25 protein-coding genes are annotated in these 22907 nt (G+C 38.1%); 18 read left to right on the top strand and 7 right to left on the bottom strand.

Features of this window, described 5'->3' with window-relative positions; translation table 11 throughout:
• Positions 1-242 precede the first annotated feature (242 nt).
• The 5 genes from WAZ07_RS19820 (at position 243) to WAZ07_RS19800 (ending at position 6621) form a co-directional block, all read left to right on the top strand.
• Positions 243-1997, top strand: coding sequence for an ABC transporter ATP-binding protein (locus WAZ07_RS19820; protein ID WP_336473810.1), 1755 nt, complete (start codon positions 243-245; stop codon positions 1995-1997).
• Positions 1994-3994, top strand: a complete 2001-nt coding sequence (locus WAZ07_RS19815) for an ABC transporter ATP-binding protein (RefSeq protein ID WP_336473809.1) — start codon at positions 1994-1996, stop codon at positions 3992-3994. The genes WAZ07_RS19820 and WAZ07_RS19815 overlap by 4 nt, the downstream gene beginning before the upstream one ends.
• Before the next feature lie 370 nt (positions 3995-4364).
• Positions 4365-5171, top strand: a complete 807-nt coding sequence (locus WAZ07_RS19810; protein ID WP_336473808.1) for an amino acid ABC transporter substrate-binding protein — start codon at positions 4365-4367, stop codon at positions 5169-5171.
• On the top strand, positions 5158-5859 hold the full coding sequence (locus WAZ07_RS19805) for an amino acid ABC transporter permease (protein WP_336473857.1): 702 nt from the start codon (positions 5158-5160) through the stop codon (positions 5857-5859). Before WAZ07_RS19810 ends, WAZ07_RS19805 begins: the two co-directional genes overlap by 14 nt.
• Before the next feature lie 27 nt (positions 5860-5886).
• Positions 5887-6621, top strand: a complete 735-nt coding sequence (locus WAZ07_RS19800; RefSeq protein WP_336473807.1) for an amino acid ABC transporter ATP-binding protein — start codon at positions 5887-5889, stop codon at positions 6619-6621.
• A gap of 237 nt (positions 6622-6858) precedes the next feature.
• Here WAZ07_RS19800 and WAZ07_RS19795 read toward each other — a convergent pair whose 3' ends face one another.
• Positions 6859-7059: an alpha/beta-type small acid-soluble spore protein gene (locus WAZ07_RS19795; RefSeq protein WP_090918474.1), complete on the bottom strand. Its 201-nt coding sequence runs from the start codon at positions 7057-7059 to the stop codon at positions 6859-6861.
• Between the two features lie 252 nt (positions 7060-7311).
• On the opposite strand from WAZ07_RS19795, the gene WAZ07_RS19790 reads away from it, so the two are divergent.
• A complete protein-coding gene (locus WAZ07_RS19790; RefSeq protein ID WP_090918472.1) occupies positions 7312-7506 on the top strand; it encodes an alpha/beta-type small acid-soluble spore protein in 195 nt (64 codons plus the stop codon).
• A 54-nt stretch (positions 7507-7560) separates the two neighbouring features.
• Positions 7561-7806, top strand: coding sequence for a hypothetical protein (locus WAZ07_RS19785; RefSeq protein ID WP_336473806.1), 246 nt, complete (start codon positions 7561-7563; stop codon positions 7804-7806).
• Positions 7807-7851: 45 nt separating this feature from the next.
• Here the strand turns inward: WAZ07_RS19785 and WAZ07_RS19780 are convergent, their stop codons facing one another.
• Positions 7852-8916, bottom strand: coding sequence for a YheC/YheD family protein (locus tag WAZ07_RS19780; RefSeq protein ID WP_336473805.1), 1065 nt, complete (start codon positions 8914-8916; stop codon positions 7852-7854).
• Between the two features lie 342 nt (positions 8917-9258).
• Here WAZ07_RS19780 and WAZ07_RS19775 point away from each other — a divergent pair, with 342 nt between their 5' ends.
• From WAZ07_RS19775 to WAZ07_RS19765, 3 genes are all read left to right on the top strand, one after another.
• On the top strand, positions 9259-9507 hold the full coding sequence (locus tag WAZ07_RS19775; RefSeq protein ID WP_336473804.1) for a hypothetical protein: 249 nt from the start codon (positions 9259-9261) through the stop codon (positions 9505-9507).
• Between the two features lie 108 nt (positions 9508-9615).
• Positions 9616-9972 (top strand): YlbF/YmcA family competence regulator, encoded by a 357-nt coding sequence (locus WAZ07_RS19770; RefSeq protein ID WP_090918467.1) that lies wholly within the window; start codon positions 9616-9618, stop codon positions 9970-9972.
• A 163-nt stretch (positions 9973-10135) separates the two neighbouring features.
• Positions 10136-10960 (top strand): DUF4037 domain-containing protein, encoded by an 825-nt coding sequence (locus WAZ07_RS19765; protein ID WP_336473803.1) that lies wholly within the window; start codon positions 10136-10138, stop codon positions 10958-10960.
• Between the two features lie 147 nt (positions 10961-11107).
• On the opposite strand, the gene WAZ07_RS19760 is transcribed toward WAZ07_RS19765, so the two are convergent.
• Positions 11108-11722, bottom strand: a complete 615-nt coding sequence (locus WAZ07_RS19760) for a DNA-3-methyladenine glycosylase (protein WP_336473802.1) — start codon at positions 11720-11722, stop codon at positions 11108-11110.
• 135 nt (positions 11723-11857) lie between these two features.
• On the opposite strand from WAZ07_RS19760, the gene WAZ07_RS19755 reads away from it, so the two are divergent.
• The 4 genes from WAZ07_RS19755 to WAZ07_RS19740 all read left to right on the top strand — a co-directional run bounded on the left by WAZ07_RS19755 (position 11858) and on the right by WAZ07_RS19740 (position 16861).
• Positions 11858-12730 (top strand): Cof-type HAD-IIB family hydrolase, encoded by an 873-nt coding sequence (locus WAZ07_RS19755; protein WP_090918461.1) that lies wholly within the window; start codon positions 11858-11860, stop codon positions 12728-12730.
• A 455-nt stretch (positions 12731-13185) separates the two neighbouring features.
• Entirely contained in the window at positions 13186-14676 is a 1491-nt protein-coding gene (locus WAZ07_RS19750; RefSeq protein WP_336473801.1) for a coproporphyrinogen III oxidase, read from the top strand.
• 140 nt (positions 14677-14816) lie between these two features.
• Positions 14817-16373, top strand: a complete 1557-nt coding sequence (locus tag WAZ07_RS19745; RefSeq protein ID WP_336473800.1) for a fatty acid--CoA ligase — start codon at positions 14817-14819, stop codon at positions 16371-16373.
• Between the two features lie 176 nt (positions 16374-16549).
• Complete coding sequence (locus tag WAZ07_RS19740; RefSeq protein ID WP_336473799.1) at positions 16550-16861, top strand: hypothetical protein; 312 nt, start codon at positions 16550-16552, stop codon at positions 16859-16861.
• A gap of 346 nt (positions 16862-17207) precedes the next feature.
• On the opposite strand, the gene WAZ07_RS19735 is transcribed toward WAZ07_RS19740, so the two are convergent.
• Both WAZ07_RS19735 and WAZ07_RS19730 read right to left on the bottom strand, forming a co-directional pair.
• A complete protein-coding gene (locus tag WAZ07_RS19735; RefSeq protein ID WP_336473798.1) occupies positions 17208-17798 on the bottom strand; it encodes a TetR/AcrR family transcriptional regulator in 591 nt (196 codons plus the stop codon).
• Between the two features lie 70 nt (positions 17799-17868).
• Positions 17869-18918, bottom strand: a complete 1050-nt coding sequence (locus WAZ07_RS19730; RefSeq protein ID WP_336473797.1) for an alpha/beta fold hydrolase — start codon at positions 18916-18918, stop codon at positions 17869-17871.
• A 503-nt stretch (positions 18919-19421) separates the two neighbouring features.
• Here WAZ07_RS19730 and WAZ07_RS19725 point away from each other — a divergent pair.
• Positions 19422-20111: a pseudouridine synthase gene (locus WAZ07_RS19725; protein ID WP_336473796.1), complete on the top strand. Its 690-nt coding sequence runs from the start codon at positions 19422-19424 to the stop codon at positions 20109-20111.
• Positions 20112-20144: 33 nt separating this feature from the next.
• Here WAZ07_RS19725 and WAZ07_RS19720 read toward each other — a convergent pair whose 3' ends face one another.
• Together WAZ07_RS19720 and WAZ07_RS19715 are read right to left on the bottom strand one after the other, a co-directional pair.
• Positions 20145-20618 (bottom strand): hypothetical protein, encoded by a 474-nt coding sequence (locus WAZ07_RS19720; RefSeq protein ID WP_336473856.1) that lies wholly within the window; start codon positions 20616-20618, stop codon positions 20145-20147.
• A gap of 169 nt (positions 20619-20787) precedes the next feature.
• Positions 20788-20988: an O-antigen ligase family protein gene (locus WAZ07_RS19715; RefSeq protein WP_336473795.1), complete on the bottom strand. Its 201-nt coding sequence runs from the start codon at positions 20986-20988 to the stop codon at positions 20788-20790.
• Positions 20989-21176: 188 nt separating this feature from the next.
• Here WAZ07_RS19715 and WAZ07_RS19710 point away from each other — a divergent pair, with 188 nt between their 5' ends.
• From WAZ07_RS19710 to WAZ07_RS19700, 3 genes are all read left to right on the top strand, one after another.
• Complete coding sequence (locus WAZ07_RS19710; protein ID WP_336473794.1) at positions 21177-21965, top strand: enoyl-CoA hydratase; 789 nt, start codon at positions 21177-21179, stop codon at positions 21963-21965.
• A gap of 85 nt (positions 21966-22050) precedes the next feature.
• Positions 22051-22386, top strand: a complete 336-nt coding sequence (locus tag WAZ07_RS19705) for a hypothetical protein (RefSeq protein ID WP_090919042.1) — start codon at positions 22051-22053, stop codon at positions 22384-22386.
• Between the two features lie 165 nt (positions 22387-22551).
• Positions 22552-22878, top strand: coding sequence for a nucleoside triphosphate pyrophosphohydrolase (locus WAZ07_RS19700; protein WP_336473793.1), 327 nt, complete (start codon positions 22552-22554; stop codon positions 22876-22878).
• The last annotated feature ends 29 nt before the right edge of the window (positions 22879-22907 follow it).

The following is a 22907-nucleotide window of genomic DNA, read 5'->3' as shown; positions in this document are numbered from 1 at the left end:
GTACGTTGCGTGTGCCGTGACGTACGCTTTTATGCGTTTTTCGCATATCGTTAAAGCGACGGTATGCCTTTTTTTGTCCCTTTTTTTAGATTGTTCCTATACATTTGTATAGTTTCAATAATTCATTTTAGAAAGGTAGGAATGACGATGGAAAAGTATGAGGTGCGTATGGTAAAAACGGAGACGCTAGATAGCGGATAACGAGCCTATGCTTATACAACAACGAGAAGGGAGAGGTTACATTGTTTTCTGTATTACAAAAATTAACATGGTTTTTTAAAATGCATTGGAAAAGGTATAGTATTGCCATTGGTTGTTTACTTATTGTCAATGTCGTTGAGGTGATCCCGCCAAAGTTAATTGGATTAGCAATTGATGATATAAAAGCTGGGGATTTAACAAATGCGGGGATTATGAAATATGTAGGAATGTTGCTCGGGGCAGCAGCCGCCGGTTATATACTTTCTTATGTGTGGCAATATCAGTTATTTGGCGGTGCATTTGTGCTTGAAAAAACGATGCGTTCCAAATTTATGGGACATTTGCTGAAGATGACGCCAACTTTCTATCAGAAAAACCGTACAGGTGATTTAATGGCAAGAGCAACGAACGATTTGAAGGCAATTGCCATGACAGCTGGATTTGGTATTTTAACGCTCGTTGATTCGAGTTTATATATGCTGACAATTGTACTTATGATGGGTATTTCAATTAGTTGGAAGTTAACATTTGCTGCATTACTACCGCTGCCGATTATGGCGTATGCAGTGAGTGCTTATGGAAAGAAATTACATGAGCGCTTTACAGTTGCTCAAGATGCATTTGGAGATATGAATGATAAAGTGCTGGAGTCGATTGCTGGTGTACGTGTGGTTCGCGCTTATGTACAGGAAAGAGAAGATGAGAAGCGCTTTAATACGTTAGTGACAGATGTATATGCAAAGAATATGAAAGTCGCAAAAATTGATTCGCTTTTTCAACCGACAGTGAAGATGCTTGTTGGGATGAGTTATTTAATTGGCCTTGTGTACGGAGCGTTTTTAGTATTTCAAAACGAGGTAACACTTGGAGAACTTGTATCGTTTAATGTGTACCTTGGTATGATGATTTGGCCGATGTTTGCAATTGGTGAGCTGATTAACGTGATGCAGCGCGGGAATGCTTCACTTGATCGTGTAAATGAAACGTTAGCATATAAGCAAGATGTACAAAACGTAAAGAAACCACTTCGCGTACATCAGCCAGATTGTATTGATTTTGAAGATGTATCTTTTTCATATCCGACATCTTCTACGCTAAATTTAAAAAACGTTTCGTTTTCGCTTAGCAGAGGAGAAACGCTTGGGATTGTTGGGAAAACAGGGAGCGGAAAAACGACGCTCGTTCGGCAGCTTCTGCGCCAGTATCCGCTCGGAACAGGGGAAATTACAGTGTCAGGTATACCGCTGCAAAACATTCACATTGATCAAGTATTAAGCTGGGTTGGATATGTTCCGCAAGAACACATTCTGTTTTCAAAAACAGCGCGGGAAAATATTTTATTTGGTAACCGAGAGGCAAGTGAAGAGGAGCTGCAAAAGGCAATTGAAATTGCTGCTTTTACGAAAGACTTGGAATTTTTGACGGATGGACTAGAAACGCTTGTTGGAGAAAAAGGTGTATCGCTATCTGGCGGGCAAAAACAGCGTATTTCCATTGCACGTGCAGTCATTCAAAACCCAGAAATTTTAATTTTAGACGATTCATTATCAGCGGTTGATGCAAGAACGGAAGCCGCAATTATTGAAAATATCAGGAAAGAACGAAGCGGGAAAACGACGATTATTACGACGCATCGTTTATCCGCAACGCAGCATGCGGATTGGATTCTCGTGATGGATAATGGTGAAATCATTGAAGAAGGAACGCATGACATGCTGATTCAAAAGGGCGGTTGGTATACAGAACAGTTTGAAAGGCAACAAGGGGAAATCGTAGAAGGCGAGGTGAAAATATGAGTGTTGGAAAACGATTATTTCAATATGCGATGAAAGTAAAAGCAACGATTGGAATTGCTTTAGCAATGTTATTTATTTTCGTTATTGCGGAATTAGCTGGGCCGTTTGTGGCAAAAACGATGATTGATGAACATATTGTTGGTGTTGAAAAACCTTGGTATGAAACAGTAAAAGGAGATGATGCTGTTTTTTATCACAACACTTGGTATAAACGAAGCGATCGATTTGAAGCAGGTGAGCAGAAAGGAAAAGAAGCGCGCATTGTTCAAATTGGCCGCGACTATTATTTTATTCCTAACAAACTTTCACTTGAAGGAACGCGGTCTGTAAAAGGAGATATGGTGACGATTCAGAAAGGGGAAGCTGCGCAAGTCTATAAAGGAACGAAGCTGACAGGGAAAGAAGTTTTCTCGTTTTATCAGCCAGAAATAAAACGACTACTTATACTCGGAAGCGGCTATTTAGCACTATTACTTGTTGTGTCTCTCTTTGCGTATGGAAAACAATTTTATTTACAAAAAGCAGCGAATAAAATTATTCAAATTATGCGAGAAGACATGTTTTCTCACATTCAAACATTACCGATTCGCTACTTTGATCATTTGCCGGCCGGGAAAATTGTTTCTCGTGTGACAAATGATACGGAGGCGATTCGCGAACTATATGTAACGGTATTATCGACATTCTTTTCTAGCTTTATTTATATTATTGGTATTTTTGTTGCCTTGTTCTTATTGGATGTAAAGCTTGCTTTTATGTGTTTAATCCTTATTCCAATTTTATGTGTGTGGGCGATTTTTTATCGAAAATATGCAGCTGCATACAATCATAAAATGCGCTCACGCTTGTCGGACATTAATGGAACAGTGAATGAATCCATTCAAGGGATGCCAATCATTCAAGCGTTTCGTCAAGAGCACAGGGCAAAACAAGAATTTGAACAATTAAATGAAGAGTATTATATGTACCAAAATAAAATTTTAAGTTTAAATGCAGCGACGTCTCATAACTTAGTTGGTGTACTCCGCAACATTGCATTTACAGGTGTGATTTGGTACTTTGGCGGCGCATCATTAAGTGCAGCAGGAGTGATTTCATTAGGTGTGTTATATGCGTTCGTTGATTATTTAACGCGATTATTTTCGCCGATTACAAATATGGTGAATCAGTTAGCAAACTTAGAGCAAGCGCGCGTTGCTGCAGAGCGTGTATTTGAATTGCTAGATGAAAAGGGAGAAGCGGTGCAGGAAGAGCACATTCCGTCGATAAGAGGAAATGTTCGTTTTGATAACGTTTCGTTTTCTTATAACGGGAAAGATGAAGTGCTGCGAAATATTTCCTTTGAAGCAAAGCAAGGGGAAACAATTGCGTTAGTCGGGCACACCGGATCGGGAAAAAGTTCGATTATGAATGCACTCTTTCAGTTTTATGAATTTCAAAAAGGCAGCATCACAATTGATGGACACGATATAAAAGAAGTGCCAAAACAAGCGCTTCGCGAACATATGGGAATTGTACTGCAAGATCCATTTCTATTTACAGGAACAGTTGCTTCCAATGTAAGTTTAGAGCAAGAACGAATTTCGAAGGAAACGATTGTGAAAGCGCTGCGTGATGTTGGTGCAGAGCGTTTTGCTGGTAACATTGAGGAAGAAATAACGGAAAAAGGAAGTACGCTTTCAACAGGTGAAAGGCAGCTCATTTCTTTTGCCCGGGCCCTTGCCTTTGATCCAGCTATTTTAATTTTAGATGAGGCAACATCCAGCATTGATACGGAAACAGAGGCAATGATTCAACAGGCGCTCGAAGTCGTGAAAAAAGGGCGAACGACATTTATTATTGCCCACCGTTTATCAACAATTAAAAGCGCTGACCAAATTATCGTACTAGACCGCGGAACGATTCTTGAGAAGGGCTCACATGAGGAGTTGATGGAAAAGCAAGGTCGTTACTATGAAATGTACAAAACGCAAATTGCAGGTAGTCAAAGTGCATAGTGTTCACGGAATGTTCAGATAATTTTAAAACAATGTTTACAAGTAGGACGTATTCTCCCTTTGGTTATATGATACGTTGAACGAAAGGGGGAATAGAAATGGAGGAATTATCAGTTACCTTTAACATTGCGTTCTTTTTGTTATTATGCGGAATGATTGGATATTGTGTGTTAGATTCTTAAAGAACTTGCCAGGGTGGCAAGTTCTTTTTTTGTGCCTGCCGATATATCCGCGATGTTCAACACGTTTGATTTTGAACGAAAAGGATACACTAAGTGAAAACATTTTAATTGAAAAATGTTGCAAGATTGAATAGAATAAGTTAATGTTATTCTTAAATTCCTATCAGAATACTTGGAGGATTGTCATCATGAAAAAATTACTTTCATTTTTCGTACTTGCACTACTGGTTGTGGGAGTTGTAGCAGGTTGCGGAAAACAAGAAAAAGATCATACAGCAGAGGGTACTAGCAAAGATGCGCTTGAGCAAATTAAGAAGAGCGGAGAGCTTGTTGTTGGTACAGAAGGTACATACCCGCCGTTCACATTCCATGATGAAAGTGGAAAGTTGACTGGGTTTGATGTTGAAATTGCAGAAGAAGTAGCAAAGCGTCTTGGCGTGAAAGCAGTATTTAAAGAAACACAATGGGATAGCTTATTTGCTGGGCTTGATGCAAAGCGTGTTGATATGATTGCGAACGAAGTCGGAATTCGTGAAGATCGCCAAAAGAAATACGACTTCTCTAATCCATACGTATCATCTTCAGCAGTACTTGTTATTCCAAAAGATAAAGACAAGCCAGCGAAATTTACAGATGTGAAAGGGTTAAAAGCAGCACAGTCTTTAACGAGTAACTTTAGCGACATTGCGAAGAAAAACGGTGCAGAAATCGTTGGGGTAGAAGGCTTTAACCAAGCGGTTGAATTATTAAACTCAGGCCGCGTTGATTTCACAATTAATGACCGTTTATCTGTGTTAAATTACTTAAAAACAAAACCGGATGCAAAAGTAAAAATTGTTGATACAGAAAAAGAAGCATCAAAAAGTGGTTTCATGTTCCGTAAAGGCAGTGACAAATTGGTTGCGGAAGTAAATAAAGCATTAGATGACATGAAAAAAGACGGCACTTACGACAAAATATCGAAGAAATGGTTTGGTGAAGATGTATCTAAGTAATGCTATATTGGATTTAGATCGATTATCTGTTTGGGTTGATATAACAAAAGCATCCTTCATGCCTATGCTGAAGGGTGCTCTTTTCAATACGATACCGCTGACATTGATTACATTTATAATTGGTTTGGCGTTAGCGACGTTAACAGCGCTATGCCGCATTTCTGGAAATCGTGTGTTAGAATGGATTGCACGCATCTATGTATCTATTATTCGTGGTACACCGCTTCTTGTTCAGTTATTTATTCTTTTTTATGGGCTGCCAACGATTGGAATTACAATTGATTCGTTTCCAGCAGCCATTATTGGTTTTTCTTTAAATGTCGGAGCGTACGCTTCAGAAATTATTCGCGCTTCGATTTTATCGATTCCGAAAGGGCAATGGGAAGCTGCGTATACAATTGGTATGTCGTACCCGCAAGCACTGCGCCGCGTTATTTTGCCGCAGGCAACGCGCGTTTCAATTCCACCTCTTTCCAATACATTTATTAGTTTGATTAAAGACACATCGCTGGCGTCATTAATTTTAGTAACAGAAATGTTTCGAAAAGCACAGGAAATTGCAGCGACAAACTATGAATTCTTAATCGTTTATACAGAAGCAGGACTGATTTACTGGGTCATTTGTTTCTTATTATCGATTGTACAGCAAATGCTGGAAAAACGAACAGAGCGTTATATTTTAAAATAATCCTTGTTAAAAGGAGTTTTTGTTTCTATGATTTCAATTCAACATTTACAAAAAAGTTTCGGTGATAACACCGTTTTGCAGCAAATTGATATGAACGTAGATAAAGGTGAAGTCGTTGTGATTATTGGGCCTTCTGGTTCTGGGAAGACGACATTGCTTCGTTGTCTAAACGTATTAGAAACGCCGAATAGCGGTGTCATTCGTATCGGTGATGAAACACTTGATTTTTCGAAAAAAGTGACGAAGCAGGGTATCGTGAATTTGCGCACGCAAACAGGTATGGTGTTTCAGCATCACAATTTATTCCCGCATTTTACAGCTCGTGAAAACGTAATGGAAGGCCTTGTCACGGTAAAGAAGGTTTCAAAAGAGAAGGCAAAAGAAAAAGCAGAGTACTTTCTAAGAAAAGTGGGACTCGGTGATAAAATGGATTTATATCCATTTCAGCTTTCAGGTGGACAACAGCAACGCGTAGGGATTGCCCGCGCGCTGGCAATGGAGCCGCAAGTCATTTTATTTGATGAACCGACATCAGCGCTTGATCCTGAACTGGTGCAAGAAGTGCTAAAAGTAATGCGCGAACTTGCACAGGAAGGGATGACGATGGTCATTGTTACGCATGAGATGCGCTTTGCACATCAAATTGCAAACCGTGTTATTTTTATGGATGGCGGTGTCATTGTTGAGCAAGGAACACCGGAAGAAGTGTTAGTACATCCGAAAGAAGAGCGTACGAAGAAGTTTTTACAAATGCTGCAGTAATATATAGATTTATTTTGATTTTTCAACATCCGAGTTGCTGTTATGTAAAACAAAAAGTGATATGTACTTGCTTGCTCTTTTTGTTTAAAACATGGCATGTGGCAGGAAAAGGCCCTGACCGCTCCTATGCACGGCCAGTTCCTCTCGCCCTCCTTTAAATAAGAAGAGTCGTTTTATGTTTGTGTATGTATATAGAAAGGTCTCAAGCGATGCTTGAGACCTTTTTGCCATATATATTTATTTTTGAAATCCGCCAAGGCTTTGTTCAGCCATTGCTACTAAACGCTTTGTAATTTCTCCACCTACTGAACCATTTGCACGAGCTGTTGTATCAGCACCTAATGATACTCCAAATTCAGTTGCAATCTCGTATTTCATTTGGTCTAAAGCGCTCTCTGCACCAGGTACTACTAATTGATTAGAACGTTGGTTTGTCATAGTATATGTCCTCCTTAGAGTGAGTTTTGGTTGGATTAGCTGGAGTTGAACCAGAATTGCCCCGTTTGGCACTAATCCATCGTGTGGAGTGATTGTATTCATAGTATGGATGATACGTAGAAAGATATGCGAGTTGTTACTTTGTAAAATTTGTAAAATGAAACAATGTCAAAAATTACACATGTTTTGTTTGGATAGAAAAAATATGCTTTTACATACTATGAATACACCAATACAAGGAGGTGAGATAACATGGCTAGAAACAATAGTCTTGCAGTTCCAGGTGCACAAGCTGCTTTAGATCAAATGAAGTATGAAATCGCAACTGAGTTTGGCGTACAACTTGGCCCAGATGCAACAGCACGCGCAAACGGATCTGTTGGCGGTGAAATTACAAAACGTCTTGTGTCTTATGCAGAGCAACATTTAGGTGGTTTCCAAAAATAAACGAAAATAGCTATAGGGGACGGGAATACCGTCCCTTTTTTTGGAGGAATCAAAATGGCGATATGTCCGCTTTGTAATGCATTAGAGTATAAAGAATATACTTGTCCTAATTGTAAGAGTCAACTGCAAGATTACGGGAAAGCGGTCGATTATTTAGGACCATATAGTGCATATCAGGATCAAGAACTGCTAGAGAAAGTTGATGGACTATCTGCACATGACTCAGAGCAGTATTGCCTTCATCTTTTATATTGCCCGCTTTGTGAAAAGCAAACCGAAATCACTGTACAGCTTATATGAAAACCCGTCTCAGCAAAAAGTTGAGGCGGGTTTTTTATAGCATATTTACATCTCCAGTTTACTGTTCTTGCTTCTGCTTATATGGCGGTAATAGTGAAGCGGTGCTGTGTATACTTTTTCAGCAAGATCAACATTGTGTTGAATAAAATTGGTGTAAGTAGGATTGGTATCTACTTGATATAGCCAAACAGCGCCGTTATTGTCCATTATAATAGAAAGTTCTAGTTCAAAAAGGTGAGAAGTGACACCATCTAAAGCTTTGGGCGTTTCTTTCGTAATAATGTGTAAACTATCTTGTAATAATGTAAAGTCAATTTTTGATAGTTGGTGTTGCCACTTTGTAAACGGAATAAAACGTGTTTGCTCTGTAAGAGGAAATAAGAAAGAACAAGGTGTGTCGTCTATTTGAACTAACTTTTCTTGCTCTTCCCATGTACCTTGTTTGTTTTTCTGTAAAAGAGAGCGAATATGAACAGGAGATGCTTGCGCCATAGGCCGTACTGTATACTTACATGTTTGAAGCAATGATTGTAACCAAGATAAAAATGTATTTCTTGTTTGAAATTTTTTTGTTAGAAAGTGGTTTCGTTCTAATGTAGTAACATGAAACAGACGGTTTTGATAAGAAATGTGGTACATATTTTGTTTGGAAAGTGAATGCAACGGCTTTATAACCAGATCTTTTTTCATTTGTAATAGTTGTAACGTTGTCTTTTCATTTGCGTGTTTTATTAAGGGAACATAGGGTGCTAGTTTTTTGTTTTTTACAAGAATTTCATACATATCGGTTTCATTTGGAAGTTCATCGTTTAAAAATAAGGATTGCGGGCGTCTTTGAAGCCATTTGATAATAGGGAGCGCTTTTTTAAAATTTTTTTCATTTTTGTATGTGCATCGGTTGTATATGTGAGATGGAATGACAAATTGCTGCTCTATCCAATCTTGCTGATTGGCATCAAAGAGAAGTCCGTCAACAAGCTCTGTTTTTGGATTGATGTTAAAGGGAGTAAACTGTGCAACGGTAATGTGATGGGAGCATGCACGCTTTGCGATTTCTGTGTAGTATTCTCGCTCATGATGGAAACGTGATGTTAATAGTCCGAGGATCATGAGACAACCTCCTTTCATAGGGAGTTAAACGTGTATCTAATTGACTAATATTCAAAGAAATATTTCTTATACCAATTGCTCTGGATTTTATACAGAATATTTTTCAAAGGTAGGCTAGTATCTCGTTTGCTGGCGCATTATAGAGCATTTATAATGAAGGATATGTAATAAAGTGAAACTTCCATCTGTGTGGGAGTTCTTCATACCCCACAAATAGCGGGGTAAACTGCCTTCATACATAGAAGTTTTTTCGAAAACAAAGGGAGAAAGCGAGTAGCGGTCACGATTTGTTCTGTATAGCAGCGATTTATGTATATTTGAGAAACGGAAGGTTGATATAGTTTGAATATGTGGCTAAATTTATTAACAACAACAGGAATAGGCGCGGTCATCGGCTGGGCTCAAACAGCAGCGGACAAGCTTTTGATGAACGAGCAAACATTACATGAAGTGTTAAAGAAGCTAGATATGATTCATATGGAAGAACGAGTTACAAAGCAAATTGAAAATGATTACGTATTTAGGAGCATTACTTGGCGGCTTAATTGGAGCCCTGCAAGGGTTATTATTAATTATACTGTCATAAAGTGAATTTACTTCACATATGATACATAGTCTGATATCGTAAGAAGAGTATGTAAGTATCGAAAACATATAAACAGTGTGATAATGTATCACACTGCAAGGAGGATATATATAATGACAAAAAACATGCATGATGTTGCGTATGAATTACAAAAAGCAATTGCAGAACATCCAGACTTTCAATCATTAAAAGTGAGCTATGCAGAAGTACAAGCAGACGCAGAGGCGAAACAACTATTTGAGCGTTTCCGTATGATGCAAATGGAGCTTCAGCAAAAAATGATGCAAGGTGAGCAATTAACAGAAGAAGATAACCAAAAGGCGCAAGAAGTTGTAGCAATGGTACAACAAAATGCAAAAATTACAAACTTAATGCAAGCAGAGCAACGTCTAAATGTCTTAATCGGCGATGTAAACAAAATTATCATGAAGCCGCTTGAAGACTTATATAACGTATACATGCAATCATAAGAAAGAGGCACTTTCTCGTAAGCGAGGAAGTGTTTTTTCTTTTTCTGTACAAGTATGAAGATGGAATATTTAAATAGAAGGAATTATTGTTCTATTAGTAGAAATAAAGTATTTGTATGAAAGCTTAGGGGAGAGAGTTTAAAATTTTTATGGGGGAAATGACATGAATTTAATACAGAAATCAATAGAGATGGCAGCTATATATAAAGAAAATCCGAAAGTGGAAGCTATTATTTTAGCTGGATCTGTATCAAGAAATTGGCATGATGAAAATTCTGATATAGAGTTACATATTTTGTGGTCAAGAGCACCAGAAGATGAAGATCGTCAGGCACCGATACAACGTGTGGAAGGACAGATTTTGTCCTATTATCCTTATGAAGAGGAAGAGTGGTCTGAATCTTATATAACGAAAGAAGGTATTAAATTAGAAATAAGCAACTTTTTATCTTTGGCAGTGGAACGTTTCATTTCTGATGTGGTGGATAAGTATGAAACGGATTATAATAAACAATGTATTGTGGCTTCTATTCAAGATGGTGTGAGCTTGTACGGAGAAGAAAAAGTTAACATGCTAAAAAATAGAGTGGCAGAATATCCTGTAGAACTTTCCAAACATATGGTTTCAGAAAATCTTTGGATTGGAAATCGTTGGAATAACCGCGAAGCACTTTTGAAAAGAAAAGATTGGTTGATGTTCTATGATGTCATTTGTGAGGTGCAGAAGAAGTTGTTTGGTGTTCTATTTGGATTGAATCAAATGTATGTGCATCATCCTGCATTTAAATGGATGCCTTTTAATACTGAACGCATGACAATCAAACCAGAAAATCTTCATGATCGAATGACTACTATTTTAATGGGCAATCCAGAAAAAAGTACAAAAGAATTAGAATCGTTAATTGAGGAAGTCATCATCCTTGTTCATGAACACCTTCCTGAATTAGATATTCGTGAACAAAAGAAGCATATGAGATATACGAAGTGATGGAAAGAAAAGGTGTTTTCATGTATCGAAAACACCTTTTTCGTTCATCCCGCTATTCGTCGGCAGTAAGCCCCCCACCTCAAGATAGAGAGAAGTGAAGAAGATAGGAGGGGGATGAAAAAAACCCCCACTGATGGAAGTTTCACTTTATTTCGAAACAAACGGATGATCTTGAAAGTAAAAACGCCATGGATAGTGCACCGCTTCTTCGGCGTAATCAATATTAATACGCGGGCCTGCGGTGATGTTATATGTATGAGAAAGGTGGTGTTCTGGAGAAACCTGTTCAACATATAGCTCATCACTCGTAAGGAGAAGCCCTTTTTGTTCTAACGTAATTCCCAGTGCTTTGCAGAGCTTTCCAGGTCCGTTTGTTAAGTTTTTGAATTGTGATTTCGTAATCGTTTGTTTACCGTATCTTGCTTGCTTCATTTCTTCAATACCTTCTACTGGCTCTAATGCCCGAATTAACACTCCTTGCGGGATACCTTCTGGTGCTGTAATGATATTAAAACAATGATACATCCCATAAATAAGATATACGTAAGCATGGCCAGGAGCCCCGTACATAATTTCTGTTCGTTCTGTACGGCGCCCGCCATAGCTATGTGCCGCTTTATCATCAGGTCCTTTATATGCTTCTACTTCGACAATGATTCCGCTTCGTTTTATGCCATCTACAATGTGAACGAGTTTATGTCCAAGTAACCGTTTCGCAACGTCTAATGTGTCGCCTTCATACGAAGAGAGTGGCCATTTCATTTAGAAAACTCCTTTCATAGCTTTGTATCTTATTAAAGCAAATTCATTGCACAAATTCCAACTCGTTCTAATTAACAGCATCATTTCATAAATTAGTGATAGAACAGTGCAGCTAAGAAAAGGAGGTACTACATCATGATTTATCGTTTGTTAGCTCTTAATATAGATGGAACATTGCTGCTTTCAAATGGAAAGTTACAAAAAGGAACGCGCGAAGCAATTGAATTTGTAAAGAGAAAAGGTGTATACGTTACGCTATTTACAAACCGAAATTTTCAATCTGCTCACAAAGTAGCGAAATCATTAAAACTGGATTCGATATTGGTGACGCATGGAGGTGCATTTATTTCATCTTCATTAGATAAACCGTTAATTCAAAAACGATTATCAGAAGAAACAACATTTAATATTGTGCAGGTACTCGAACATTTTGAATGTAACGTTCGCATTTCTCATGAAAGGTTTTCGATTGGTAATCGCCAGCAGCATACACCAAATTTAATTGCCCGAACAGTCTTATCCACTTCGGATCCGTTATTTTATCCAGTTCAATTTGTAGATTCGCTTGGTGATGCACTGCGTGATCAACCGGTAGCTGCCCCGAAAATTGATGTGACATTTGCAAGTCAAAGCGAAAAGCAGCGTGCGTTTACGACTTTACAAAAATCATTTGAAAATGTGCATTTTATAGAATGCGGGAAAGTACAAATCGAAATCGTACCGCCTCATGTATCAAAATTACGCGGGCTGCAATTATTAGGTGAGCATCTCGGTATTGAGCTAAAAGAAATGGTAGCGATTGGAGATAGCTTCGAAGATTTAGATGTTATTGAAAGCGTTGGATTAGGAGTAGCAATGGGCAATGCACCGATTGAATTGAAAAAAGCTGCCGATTGGATTACACGATCAAATGATGAAAATGGCGTACAATATATGATTAAAGAACATTTCCGAAAGCAGTTTCCAATTAAGTTTTTAAACAATCACTTGCAAATAAAGAGATGGTAATCGGAAATCTCAGGCATTCGCCTGAGATTTCTAATATATCGACTGCTCTAGAGGATATATCGGCGATTTTTGGGATATATCGACCTTTCGACACAATATAAAGATCATTCTGCGATATTTGACATAAATGTATCTTAGAAGAACATATAAGTCGCTGTTAGTAACCTGCGCCGAACGTGGCAAAAAAAGGCCCTGACCGCTCCTATGCATGACCAGACGTTCTTGTTTTCTGCATATAAATTGTTGCTATGCAAACAAGAAGAGACATGCACTCACTTTGTCCTTCTGTTTTAGCGCGGCACGTGGCAGAAAAAGGCCCTGACCGCTCCTATGCATGGCCAGACGCTCTTGCCTCCCTAAAAAAAGAGGGTTTATTTCACTCCAATAGTTCCTTGTTGACCTCCTATCACCCTTCAAGTAAACTAAAGGAAGTTTGAAAATAGAAAAGGTGATGATTGTTGTTAATTTCAATTAAAACGTTACAAGATGATCGTTTTTTACGTCCGCTTCAAAATATTAGCGGCTTATTTTTTGAAGAAAGTACGGTAGCATTTGAACAAGAAGATGCAAATATTATTGTTGATATAAATATAGAAGGAAATGTGACGGCTTCTGCTCGTTTAACAGAAATCGCGACAGGAAACGTGTATGAAGAGACGTTTTCGAAAGATTTATCGTCCTTTACGGAAGAAAAGGAACGTATGAAACAAGTGAAGCATGTTGTCTCTTATGTATATTTGTCTGTTCTTCAGCAGTTAACAGGCGTGGAGCAAAAGTGGGGCATCTTAACGGGTGTGCGCCCAACGAAGCTTCTTCATAAAATGCTGCAAAGCGGCATGACAAAAGAAGCAGCGCATAATGAACTGCGTGAAAGCTATTTAATTCATGATGAAAAAATTGAGCTGATGCAGCGTATTGTGGATTGTCAATTAGCTGTTGTTCCAGATTTATATCGTTTAAAAGAAGAAGTAAGTATTTATATTGGGATTCCGTTTTGTCCAACGAAATGTGCATATTGTACATTCCCAGCGTATGCGATTAATGGACGCCAAGGGTCTGTGGATTCATTCTTAGGCGGTTTACATTATGAAGTTCGTGAAATCGGTAAGTTTTTAAAAGAAAAAGGTGTGAAAGTAACGACGATTTACTACGGCGGCGGTACGCCAACAAGTATTACAGCTGAAGAAATGGACATGCTGTATGAGGAAATGTATGAATCGTTCCCGGATGTAAAGCAAGTTCGTGAAGTAACGGTAGAAGCAGGGCGTCCAGATACGATTACGCCAGAGAAGCTAGATGTGTTAAATAAATGGAATATCGACCGCATTAGTATTAATCCGCAGTCGTACCATCAAGAAACATTAAAAGCAATCGGACGTCATCATACAGTAGAAGAAACGATTGAAAAGTATCACCTTGCTCGCGAAATGGGTATGAATAATATTAATATGGATTTAATTATCGGTCTTCCAGGTGAAGGATTAGATATCTTTAAGCATACACTAGAAGAAACAGAAAAGCTGATGCCAGAATCGTTAACGGTGCATACATTATCCTTTAAGCGTGCTTCTGAAATGACGCAAAATAAGCGTAAATATAAAGTAGCAGGCCGCGAAGAGATTACAGCGATGATGCACGAAGCGGAAAAATGGACGGAAGAGCATAATTACGTACCGTATTATTTATATCGTCAAAAGAATATTTTAGGTAACTTAGAGAACGTTGGCTATGCAATGCCAAGTCAGGAAAGCATTTATAACATTGTGATTATGGAAGAAGTGCAGTCTATTATCGGTCTTGGTTGCGGTGCATCAAGTAAATTTGTTCACCCAAAGACGGGGGCGATTACGCATTTTGCGAACCCGAAAGATCCAAAATCATATAATGATGGTTATATAAAGTATACAGAAGATAAACTTACAATTTTACAAGAGTTATTTGGATAAGAAACTGCCAGTTTGGCGGTTTCTTTTTTTGTAAAAGGTTGTCGAGAATGATCAGAAAAAGGAAGTAAAAATGAGCAGGAAATGTCTATTTGTGAACGAATTCATAAAATTATGAAAATTCAAAAGGGGGAATATGCGGTATGTATATGACTGTTGGCAGAATTTTTGATTTAGCTGTGCAAAAATATCCACAGAAAGAAGCGTTAGTAGAACCTGCAAAAAACATTCGCTTTACATATAAACAGTGGGATAGGGAGGTAAATAAAACTGCAAACGCACTTCTTGCAGAAGGAGTACGAAAAGGCGATCGCGTTTCTGTTTATTTATATAATTCACATGAATTTGTAACTGTTTACCTCGCTTGTACGAAGATTGGTGCAATCTTTAACCCAATTAATTTCCGCCTAAAAGCGAAAGAAGTTTCCTACATATTGCAAGACGCTTCTTCTAAAGTTGTTGTTTTTGAAAAAGAAGTTGAATCAACAATTGCTTTAATTGAACGTGACTTCCCGCATACTTCATTTTGGTACATTGAAGAGGACACACCGTCTTATGCCGCTTCTTATCATAAAAAAGTAAATGAGGCAAAGACAGAACTAGCCTACATTGAAGTTGATGAAATGGATTACTGCTCCATGCTTTATACGAGCGGTACGACTGGGAATCCAAAAGGAGTGTTGCATCGCCACCGTGATATGGCTGAGCATAGTATGATTTGTACATATTATTTAAAATATACACGTGATAGCGTTGGGTTAGTTGTTGCTCCGCTATATCACTGCGGCGAATTAAACGCTGGTATTTTGCCTCGCATTCAAGTTGGCGGGAAAAATGTGATTTTGCATCATTTTGATACGAAAACAGTGTTAGAAACAATTCAAAAAGAAAAAATTACAACGTTCTTTGCAGCACCGACAATGTGGAATATGATGCTGCAAGAAGATTTAAAATATGATTTAACATCGATGAAGATTGGAATTTACGGCGGAGCAGCAATGGCGCCGGCGCTTGTGAAAGAATGTAAAGAACGTCTGTATATCGATCTCGTACAAATTTACGGAATGACAGAATTTGGCCCTGTTATTGCCTTTCTTGTAGAAGAAGATCAAATTACAAAAGCAGGATCAGCGGGTACACCTTGCTTTAGTCATGAAGTGCGCATCGTGAAGTCAAATGAAGATGAACCATCAGAACCAGACGATATCCTTGCGCCTTACGAAGTTGGCGAAATCATTGTACGCGGGCCAAGTATGATGGCTGGATACCATAACCGCGAAGAAGCAACAAAAAAAGTCATGTATAAAGGCTGGTATCATTCCGGTGATCTTGGCTATTTCGATAAAGATGGCTATTTATATGTGGCGGACCGCGTTGACGATATGGTCATTAGCGGCGGTGTGAACATTTATCCGCGTGAAATTGAAGATTTCTTGCATAGCCATGACGGTGTTTTAGATGTGGCTGTACTTGGAGAACCAGATGAACTGTGGGGTGAGCGTGTCGTCGCGGTAGTGGTGAAGAAAGATGAGTCATTAACAGAAGAAGAATTAGAGCGTTATTGTAAAGAAAGTGATGAATTAGCTGATTATAAACGTCCTCGTCGTTATGAATTTACGAAAGAACTGCCGCGTAATGCGAGTGGGAAATTACAGAAGTTTGTGTTGCGTGAAGCTTTGAAGGAAGCGAAGAAATCCTAATATTATAGAGTGAAAGCACAGTTACATGTTTGTGGCTGTGCTTTTTCTTGTTAACTTGTTACACTAAACACATATGTTTAAATTGAATATTTTTACTTTTAAGTTATATTAAGCTATTTTGAGGATCTCATGATCACTATTGCTGTGATATGCAAGAAGGTATAGAAGGTGGGAAGATGGAGAAAAGAGTAAAAGATATAATGAATGCTACGCAGCTGATTTACGGCTTGTTAATTGTGCTAGGATTTATTCCAGGTGTTATGATGGTGGCGATTTTTGCTGGACCAGGTTCAGAAAAGGATATTTACAGGTGGTGCCTTTTCTATACATATCCTTGTTTTATCTTAACAGTCATAGTAACAGCAGTACTGGCAAGGAGATTTTATCGAAGAGGGAAATACAAGGTAATCAAATGGTTAAATATAATTCCTGCCTTTTGGTTGCTTTGGTTTATTTTCTGGTTCTATTATTGGAACTTACAAGGTTGAAAGTGTATGGGGAAATATTGAAATGCTCAGAGTAGTTCTGAGTATTTTTTAATACTAAAGTTAATTTCTATTTTATACTTTAAATCTAGCTTTTGAATAAAGTTTGATAAAAACATTGATTTTTAATCAAACTTATACAAGGACAAGAAAATCTAAACTAAATTTTTTAAAAGATTAATATATGTAAAATGACAATGAAGTTATTTAACTTTAAAATCTTCAACAAACATAACCCCGTTCTAAATTAAGGACGGGGTTAAAATATAGTTATTTAATCTTTGATGTGAATATTTACTAGTTTATCCTTATAAAGTATAAGATTAGATGTCAAAAGCTTTTTTAGGAATTATTTTGTCAAAATACGCATTAACACTTCCACATCCGGCAACCCATACTCTTCATCCTCTTGTTCCTGAGTAAGAAGACTGATGACGATGGTAAAATACCAGGTAAGCAGCTTTCGTGGTTCTCCTGGAGAAAATTCACTAGATTGTTGCCCTTTAATAAAGACTGGAACGAGCAGATCGATTAGACCATTCGTAGGAAGATGCTCAAAAATCCGGGTGACATTTTCTGGGACATCATCATCCTTACGAGCCCGTTCAATGAGCATAAAGGCGTATTTATTATTTTCATCAAGCATGTTTTCAGTTAAGTTTTTGATTTGCTCAAAGGGTGTTCCAGGCAAGTGTTGAACATGCTCGAGTTCCCTTCTCGCTTCTTCCATCAATTCTTCTATAAGTGTGCTGAACAATTCTTTTTTAGAATTGAAATAGCGGTAAATTAGTCCTTCGCTAATACTTGCTTCCTTAGCAATCAAGCTCATTTTTGTTCCTGTGTACCCTCGGCGGGCAAACACTTTAAGTGCGGCTTGCTTTATCTCCTCCCTGCGTTCGTCACGAATTTGATTAAGCTGCTGTCTGTTTAATGGAGACAATCGTTCCAACCTCCGTATCTTTGAAAAATGTTATATTCATTGTACCATCAAACTGGTAAAATTATTGTTTCTACAATGAAGAGATAGACGCGGGTGCCAGAGGACGTACTCTCTCTATCAACTCCTCAAGGAACTGATCGGCACGAGCAAAACAAGCGAGATGGCCAGCGTTCTTGATTAGAACAAATTCTTTGTAGGGGGCTTCAATCTCGTCGTAATATACTTTAGCCAGTTCAGTAGGTGTTAAAATGTCTTTATCTCCTTGAAAGATAAAGATTGGCACTTCAAACCGCAGTCCGAGTTTTTTTAAGTCAAAGGCCATTAATTCATTAAATAGCTGGTCAAGGGAAAAACTCATACCTTTAAAGATATCTATCATATCTTTAATTTTGTGTTCCGGGGATGAGAGCATTGAGGGCAAAAACAGGTCTGTAATCATATTGGGAACATCCTTTATAGCTTTAACTCTCAATCGATTTATCATGTCGTAGTCTTTACGACTCCAATGGGATATATCCGATCCCATTTTTTCAAGCAATTGAACACCTTTCGTATCACCTGCTGTACGAAGAGTGTTGACTGTTAACTCGTATAAAAGATTTTGTTTTTGTGGATCAGAGGCATTCTGATCTGTGCCAACATAGGCATAAAAAAGATCCGGTCGAAGTTTTGCCATCATGATACCAATTAGGCTGCCCACAGAGCTTCCGATAAGAATTACTTTTCGATGACCAAGTTTATCACACAAGTATTCTGCTACCTCTATCCCATCCTGCGCGAGACGGTCGAAAGTGATGGTTCCGCTGCCGTCTTTACCGTTCTTTCCAAAAGTCTTTCCTGCCCCGCGTTGATCCCACTGAACGATAATAAAGTGCTTCTCCCATGAACGCAAAAGCGGACTGAAGATGGAATAGGTCGAAGCCGGACCGCCATGAATCAATAACAAAACGGGGTTGTTCCGATTTTCGCCACGAATCGTGATCCACTGATCGATACCGCCAATTTTAACGTAACAGCCTTCTACTATGCTGTTTGCTGTGCTGATTTGAAGTTCTTTGGTATTCTTGCTCTGATTACGCTTCCTCAAAACGATTTCCCGTAGGATATTTGTTTGGTTCATTTGAACATGCCCTCTTCCTTTTTTTTGAATGAGTGAATTACTCACTCATTATCATATTGAGGTATTTTATGGAAATAGTCAATGGTAAATCTTCATCAAAATATCTGATAAGATTTCTTTATGGATTCTTCACCACAGAAAATTTAATTCAACATCGTTTTTACTCCATTAAATGGCCCGGAATGACTAGAGTTTTTAACTTTATCATATCTGGCGAGAAGATCCCTACCTCAAGCGTGAAACGGTAGGTGGGGGTAGTTCAATATCATAAAACAGTTAATATCAAAAGTTTATCGCTGCGATTGAATAATACATAAAAAAGAAGCTTTTTCTTAATGGAAATACATAATTTTAATATTAATTATCAATCTTTTTTTATAAATTATCGGATTTGATTTCAAATCCACATCAAATCTGAACCTGTTCATTATAATGTTGTATGTGTTTTCCGTAATCCGTTCATGATAGAATGGGAAAAGCGCGAATAAGGAAAGGGATTTTACATGAGGATTAATAAATTCATCAGCGAAACAGGTTATTATTCAAGAAGAGAAGCGAATCGTCTTATTGCTATGCAGCGAATTACGGTGAATGGCGAAATTTGTGAGCCTGGACAAGAAGTAGAGCCTGACGACATTGTCCTTGTTGACGGGAAACCGATTCCTAAGAAGACGCATCCGATTTATATTGCTTTAAATAAACCGGTAGGGATTACTTGTACAGCGGCGAAGCATATCGAAGGAAATATTATCGATTTTGTTAATTATCCAGAACGCATTTTTCCAGTGGGCCGCTTAGATAAAGCATCACAAGGATTAATTTTAATGACAAATGACGGCGATATCGTAAATAAAATGATGCGCTCCGAATATGGTCACGAGAAAGAATACATTGTCACAGTCGATAAGCCATTTGATGATGCCTTCTTACAAGGAATGGCCGGCGGCGTTACCATTCGCGATGGACAAACAAATCCGTGTGATATATACCGGATCAGCGATTGTGTTTTCCGCATTATTTTGACGCAAGGGATGAACCGGCAAATTCGCCGGATGTGCCGCGCATTTGGCTATACTGTTACGAGGTTAGAGCGCATTCGGATTATGAATATAACAATAGGTGGAATAGAGACAGGTCAGTGGCGAGATTTGACTGAGGAGGAACTGAGTGAACTCCTTGCGCTGTTAGGATAAAAGAAGGAGGTGATCGTTTTGATCACCTCCTTACTATTTGCGAGTGAATCCTTCTTCATCAAGGTATTGTGCTGCTTCTTTGTAAGAGTTAAATGTACCATCTAACTGTATACCAGCATAAACGTTCCACATATCTTCATCTTCTTTAATAAGAGTTAAGATATGCTTGTCCTCATTTACCCACTCTTCTTCTTGAAAGTTCTCCGTAATAGCAACTTCTTCTACTGGTTCTTGTGACAGGGCAGCAATTGATTTTTCAAGTAAGGAGCGAAGTTCTTCCGCTGAAAAATCGCGGATGTTCACCATTCCTTTATCGTTTGTTTTGTAGCCTTTTAGATGCCCGGCATAGACAAACCCATTTCCATTCGGGTGTAAATGATATACAACGTTCTTTTTATCTAGGCGACTTTCTTCATAATGAAAATTAATTCGTCCTAGAGAGACAGTTTTTCTTTCTAGCTCAGGAAATGATTCAATAATCGTTAATTTTTCTTCAAAAGTTAGCATAGGTCCTCCGTAATTGTAATTAATAATGTGATGGTTCATTATATCACTCTGCTTGTAAGTCCACAATCAGATAAGCGAGCAAGGCGACAAAGAAAATGCTGACAGCTGGTGCGGTAAATACATGTCCAGCTGTTATGATAACACCTAGTAGGCAAATATATGCGAGAGGCTATTTATTTTTCTGATAAATAAATAGATAGATCATCGCAAGAAGCATCACGCTAAAACGTACGATAATACTTAATGTTGCATCCATATGTAACATTTGAATTGACAGTGATGTTAATAAATCTAGGACAGGTTGCAGTGCGATGAATAATAGAAAGAAATACGTGAAATGATGTTCCTTTTGTATCCATTTGGTACTCATTTTGTCCCTTTTCATAATCGAAGAAATGAATGTGTGTTATTTTTTACAATACACTATTTTGCTAAATAAATGGAATGTAAAAATGTTTTTTTGTGTAAATTCGACAGAAAATTAAGAAAAAAGAAGGTTTTTGAAAGCCCTTTCTATAATTATATAAGGATAACAGATTATAGAAGGAGAGAGAGTTTATGACAGTTTCTAGTAAGGCGGAATCAGTAGTTGTACAATATGAAGGGCGAGTTGCGACGATTATGTTAAATCGTCCAGAAGTGTTAAATGCATTAGATGAGCAAACGTTAAAAGAACTACTACAAAAGTTAAAAGAAGTAGCTGAAAGTTCTGTTCATGTCGTTGTGCTATGCGGAAACGGCCGTGGCTTTTCGGCGGGCGGCGATATTAAATCGATGTTAGCAAGCGGAGATGAAAGTGCGTTTGATGGCATTATGAATACTATTTCAGAAATTATTGTAACGCTGTATACAATGCCAAAACTTGTAATTAGTGCAATTCATGGTCCGACGGCAGGGCTTGGACTTAGCATTGCTTTAACAGCTGATTACGTAATGGCTGATATTTCATCCATTATTGCGATGAATTTTATTGGAATCGCTTTAATTCCAGATGGCGGCGGTCATTTCTTCTTGCAAAAACGTCTTGGCGAGCATATGGCAAAAGAGATCATTTGGGAAGGAAAGAAATTACCAGCGAGCGAAGCGCTTGAAATAGGCATGATTGATGAAGTAATCGGTGAGAATTTCCAAGATGCAGTGAAACAAAAAATTAGCGAATGGCTGCAAAAACCAATCGCCTCTATGATTCAAACGAAGCAAATTTTAGCTGAATTAAACCGCCCTTCGTTAGAACAAACACTTCAGCTTGAAAAACGCGGTCAATATGCAATGAGAAAAACAGCGGACCATAGAGAAGGAATCACTGCGTTTTTAGAGAAGCGTCCTCCGGTGTTTAAAGGGGAATAAAAGTTTTACAAAAATAGAAAGTGCTAACACATTTTTTGTATAATGGTGTTAGCACTTTTTTTTCGAATGATAGAAGGAGATATGGATGAGTCGCAAACAAAAAAGAATAATTATGAGTATTATCGGGGTATGGCTACTCATATACATACTGTTACACCGCACACCGACTGCAGCCATTCGAACTGAGATGTTTTTATCAGGCAATCCAAAGGCAGCTATGCAAGGTAAGATTGAGAGAATGGGAGATCCATATGATGGCGTTGTGCCAGATCATCTCCGCGCTTTTTACGGTGTGCCAGAGAAAGAATATGAAAATTATCGCTTTCCAGAAATACGTCATAGTTCATCTAGCATTGATATGTCATCAGCTTGTGTAAGAAAACGTTGGTTTTTATACTATGCAGAGCTAGGGTGCTTTTAAGCATATAAATCCAGTTTATTTTTCGTCGCTATTATACATAGCTGCTACTTGCTTTCGTCTTTTGTTTTAAACTTTGCATGTGGCAGAAACAGGCCCTGACCGCTTCTATGCGTGGCCAGATGCTAAAAAGAAAGAGTTTTTTAATTTGTATTTGGAGGTGTTCTCATGTCAGCTTATAATAAAATCGTCCGCGACCGTGTACCAGAAATGATTTTAATGTCTGGTAAAACATATACATCGAAAAAATTAAGTAAACAAGAGTACATAGAAGAACTATCGAAAATTGGCATTGAAGAAATGCGTGAATTTGCATCTATGCAAGAACGTGAACATGCATTAGATTCTTTAGCCGATGCATTAGAAGTGATTAAAGCATTGGCGCAAGCAGAAGGTGTAACGTTAGAAGATATTGAGCACATTCGTAAAGAGAAAGAAGCGGAGCGCGGCGGATTTGAAAAAGGTGTGTATTTAGTAGAAGTGAGTGAGGAGTAAAAGGCATCGCAATCAGTGCGATGTCTTTT

Source organism: Bacillus bruguierae, assembly GCF_037104725.1.
GTDB lineage: Bacteria > Bacillota > Bacilli > Bacillales > Bacillaceae_G > Bacillus_A > Bacillus_A bruguierae.
Note: the sequence above shows the minus strand (reverse complement) of the source record. Positions and strands in the feature narration are given on the sequence as shown.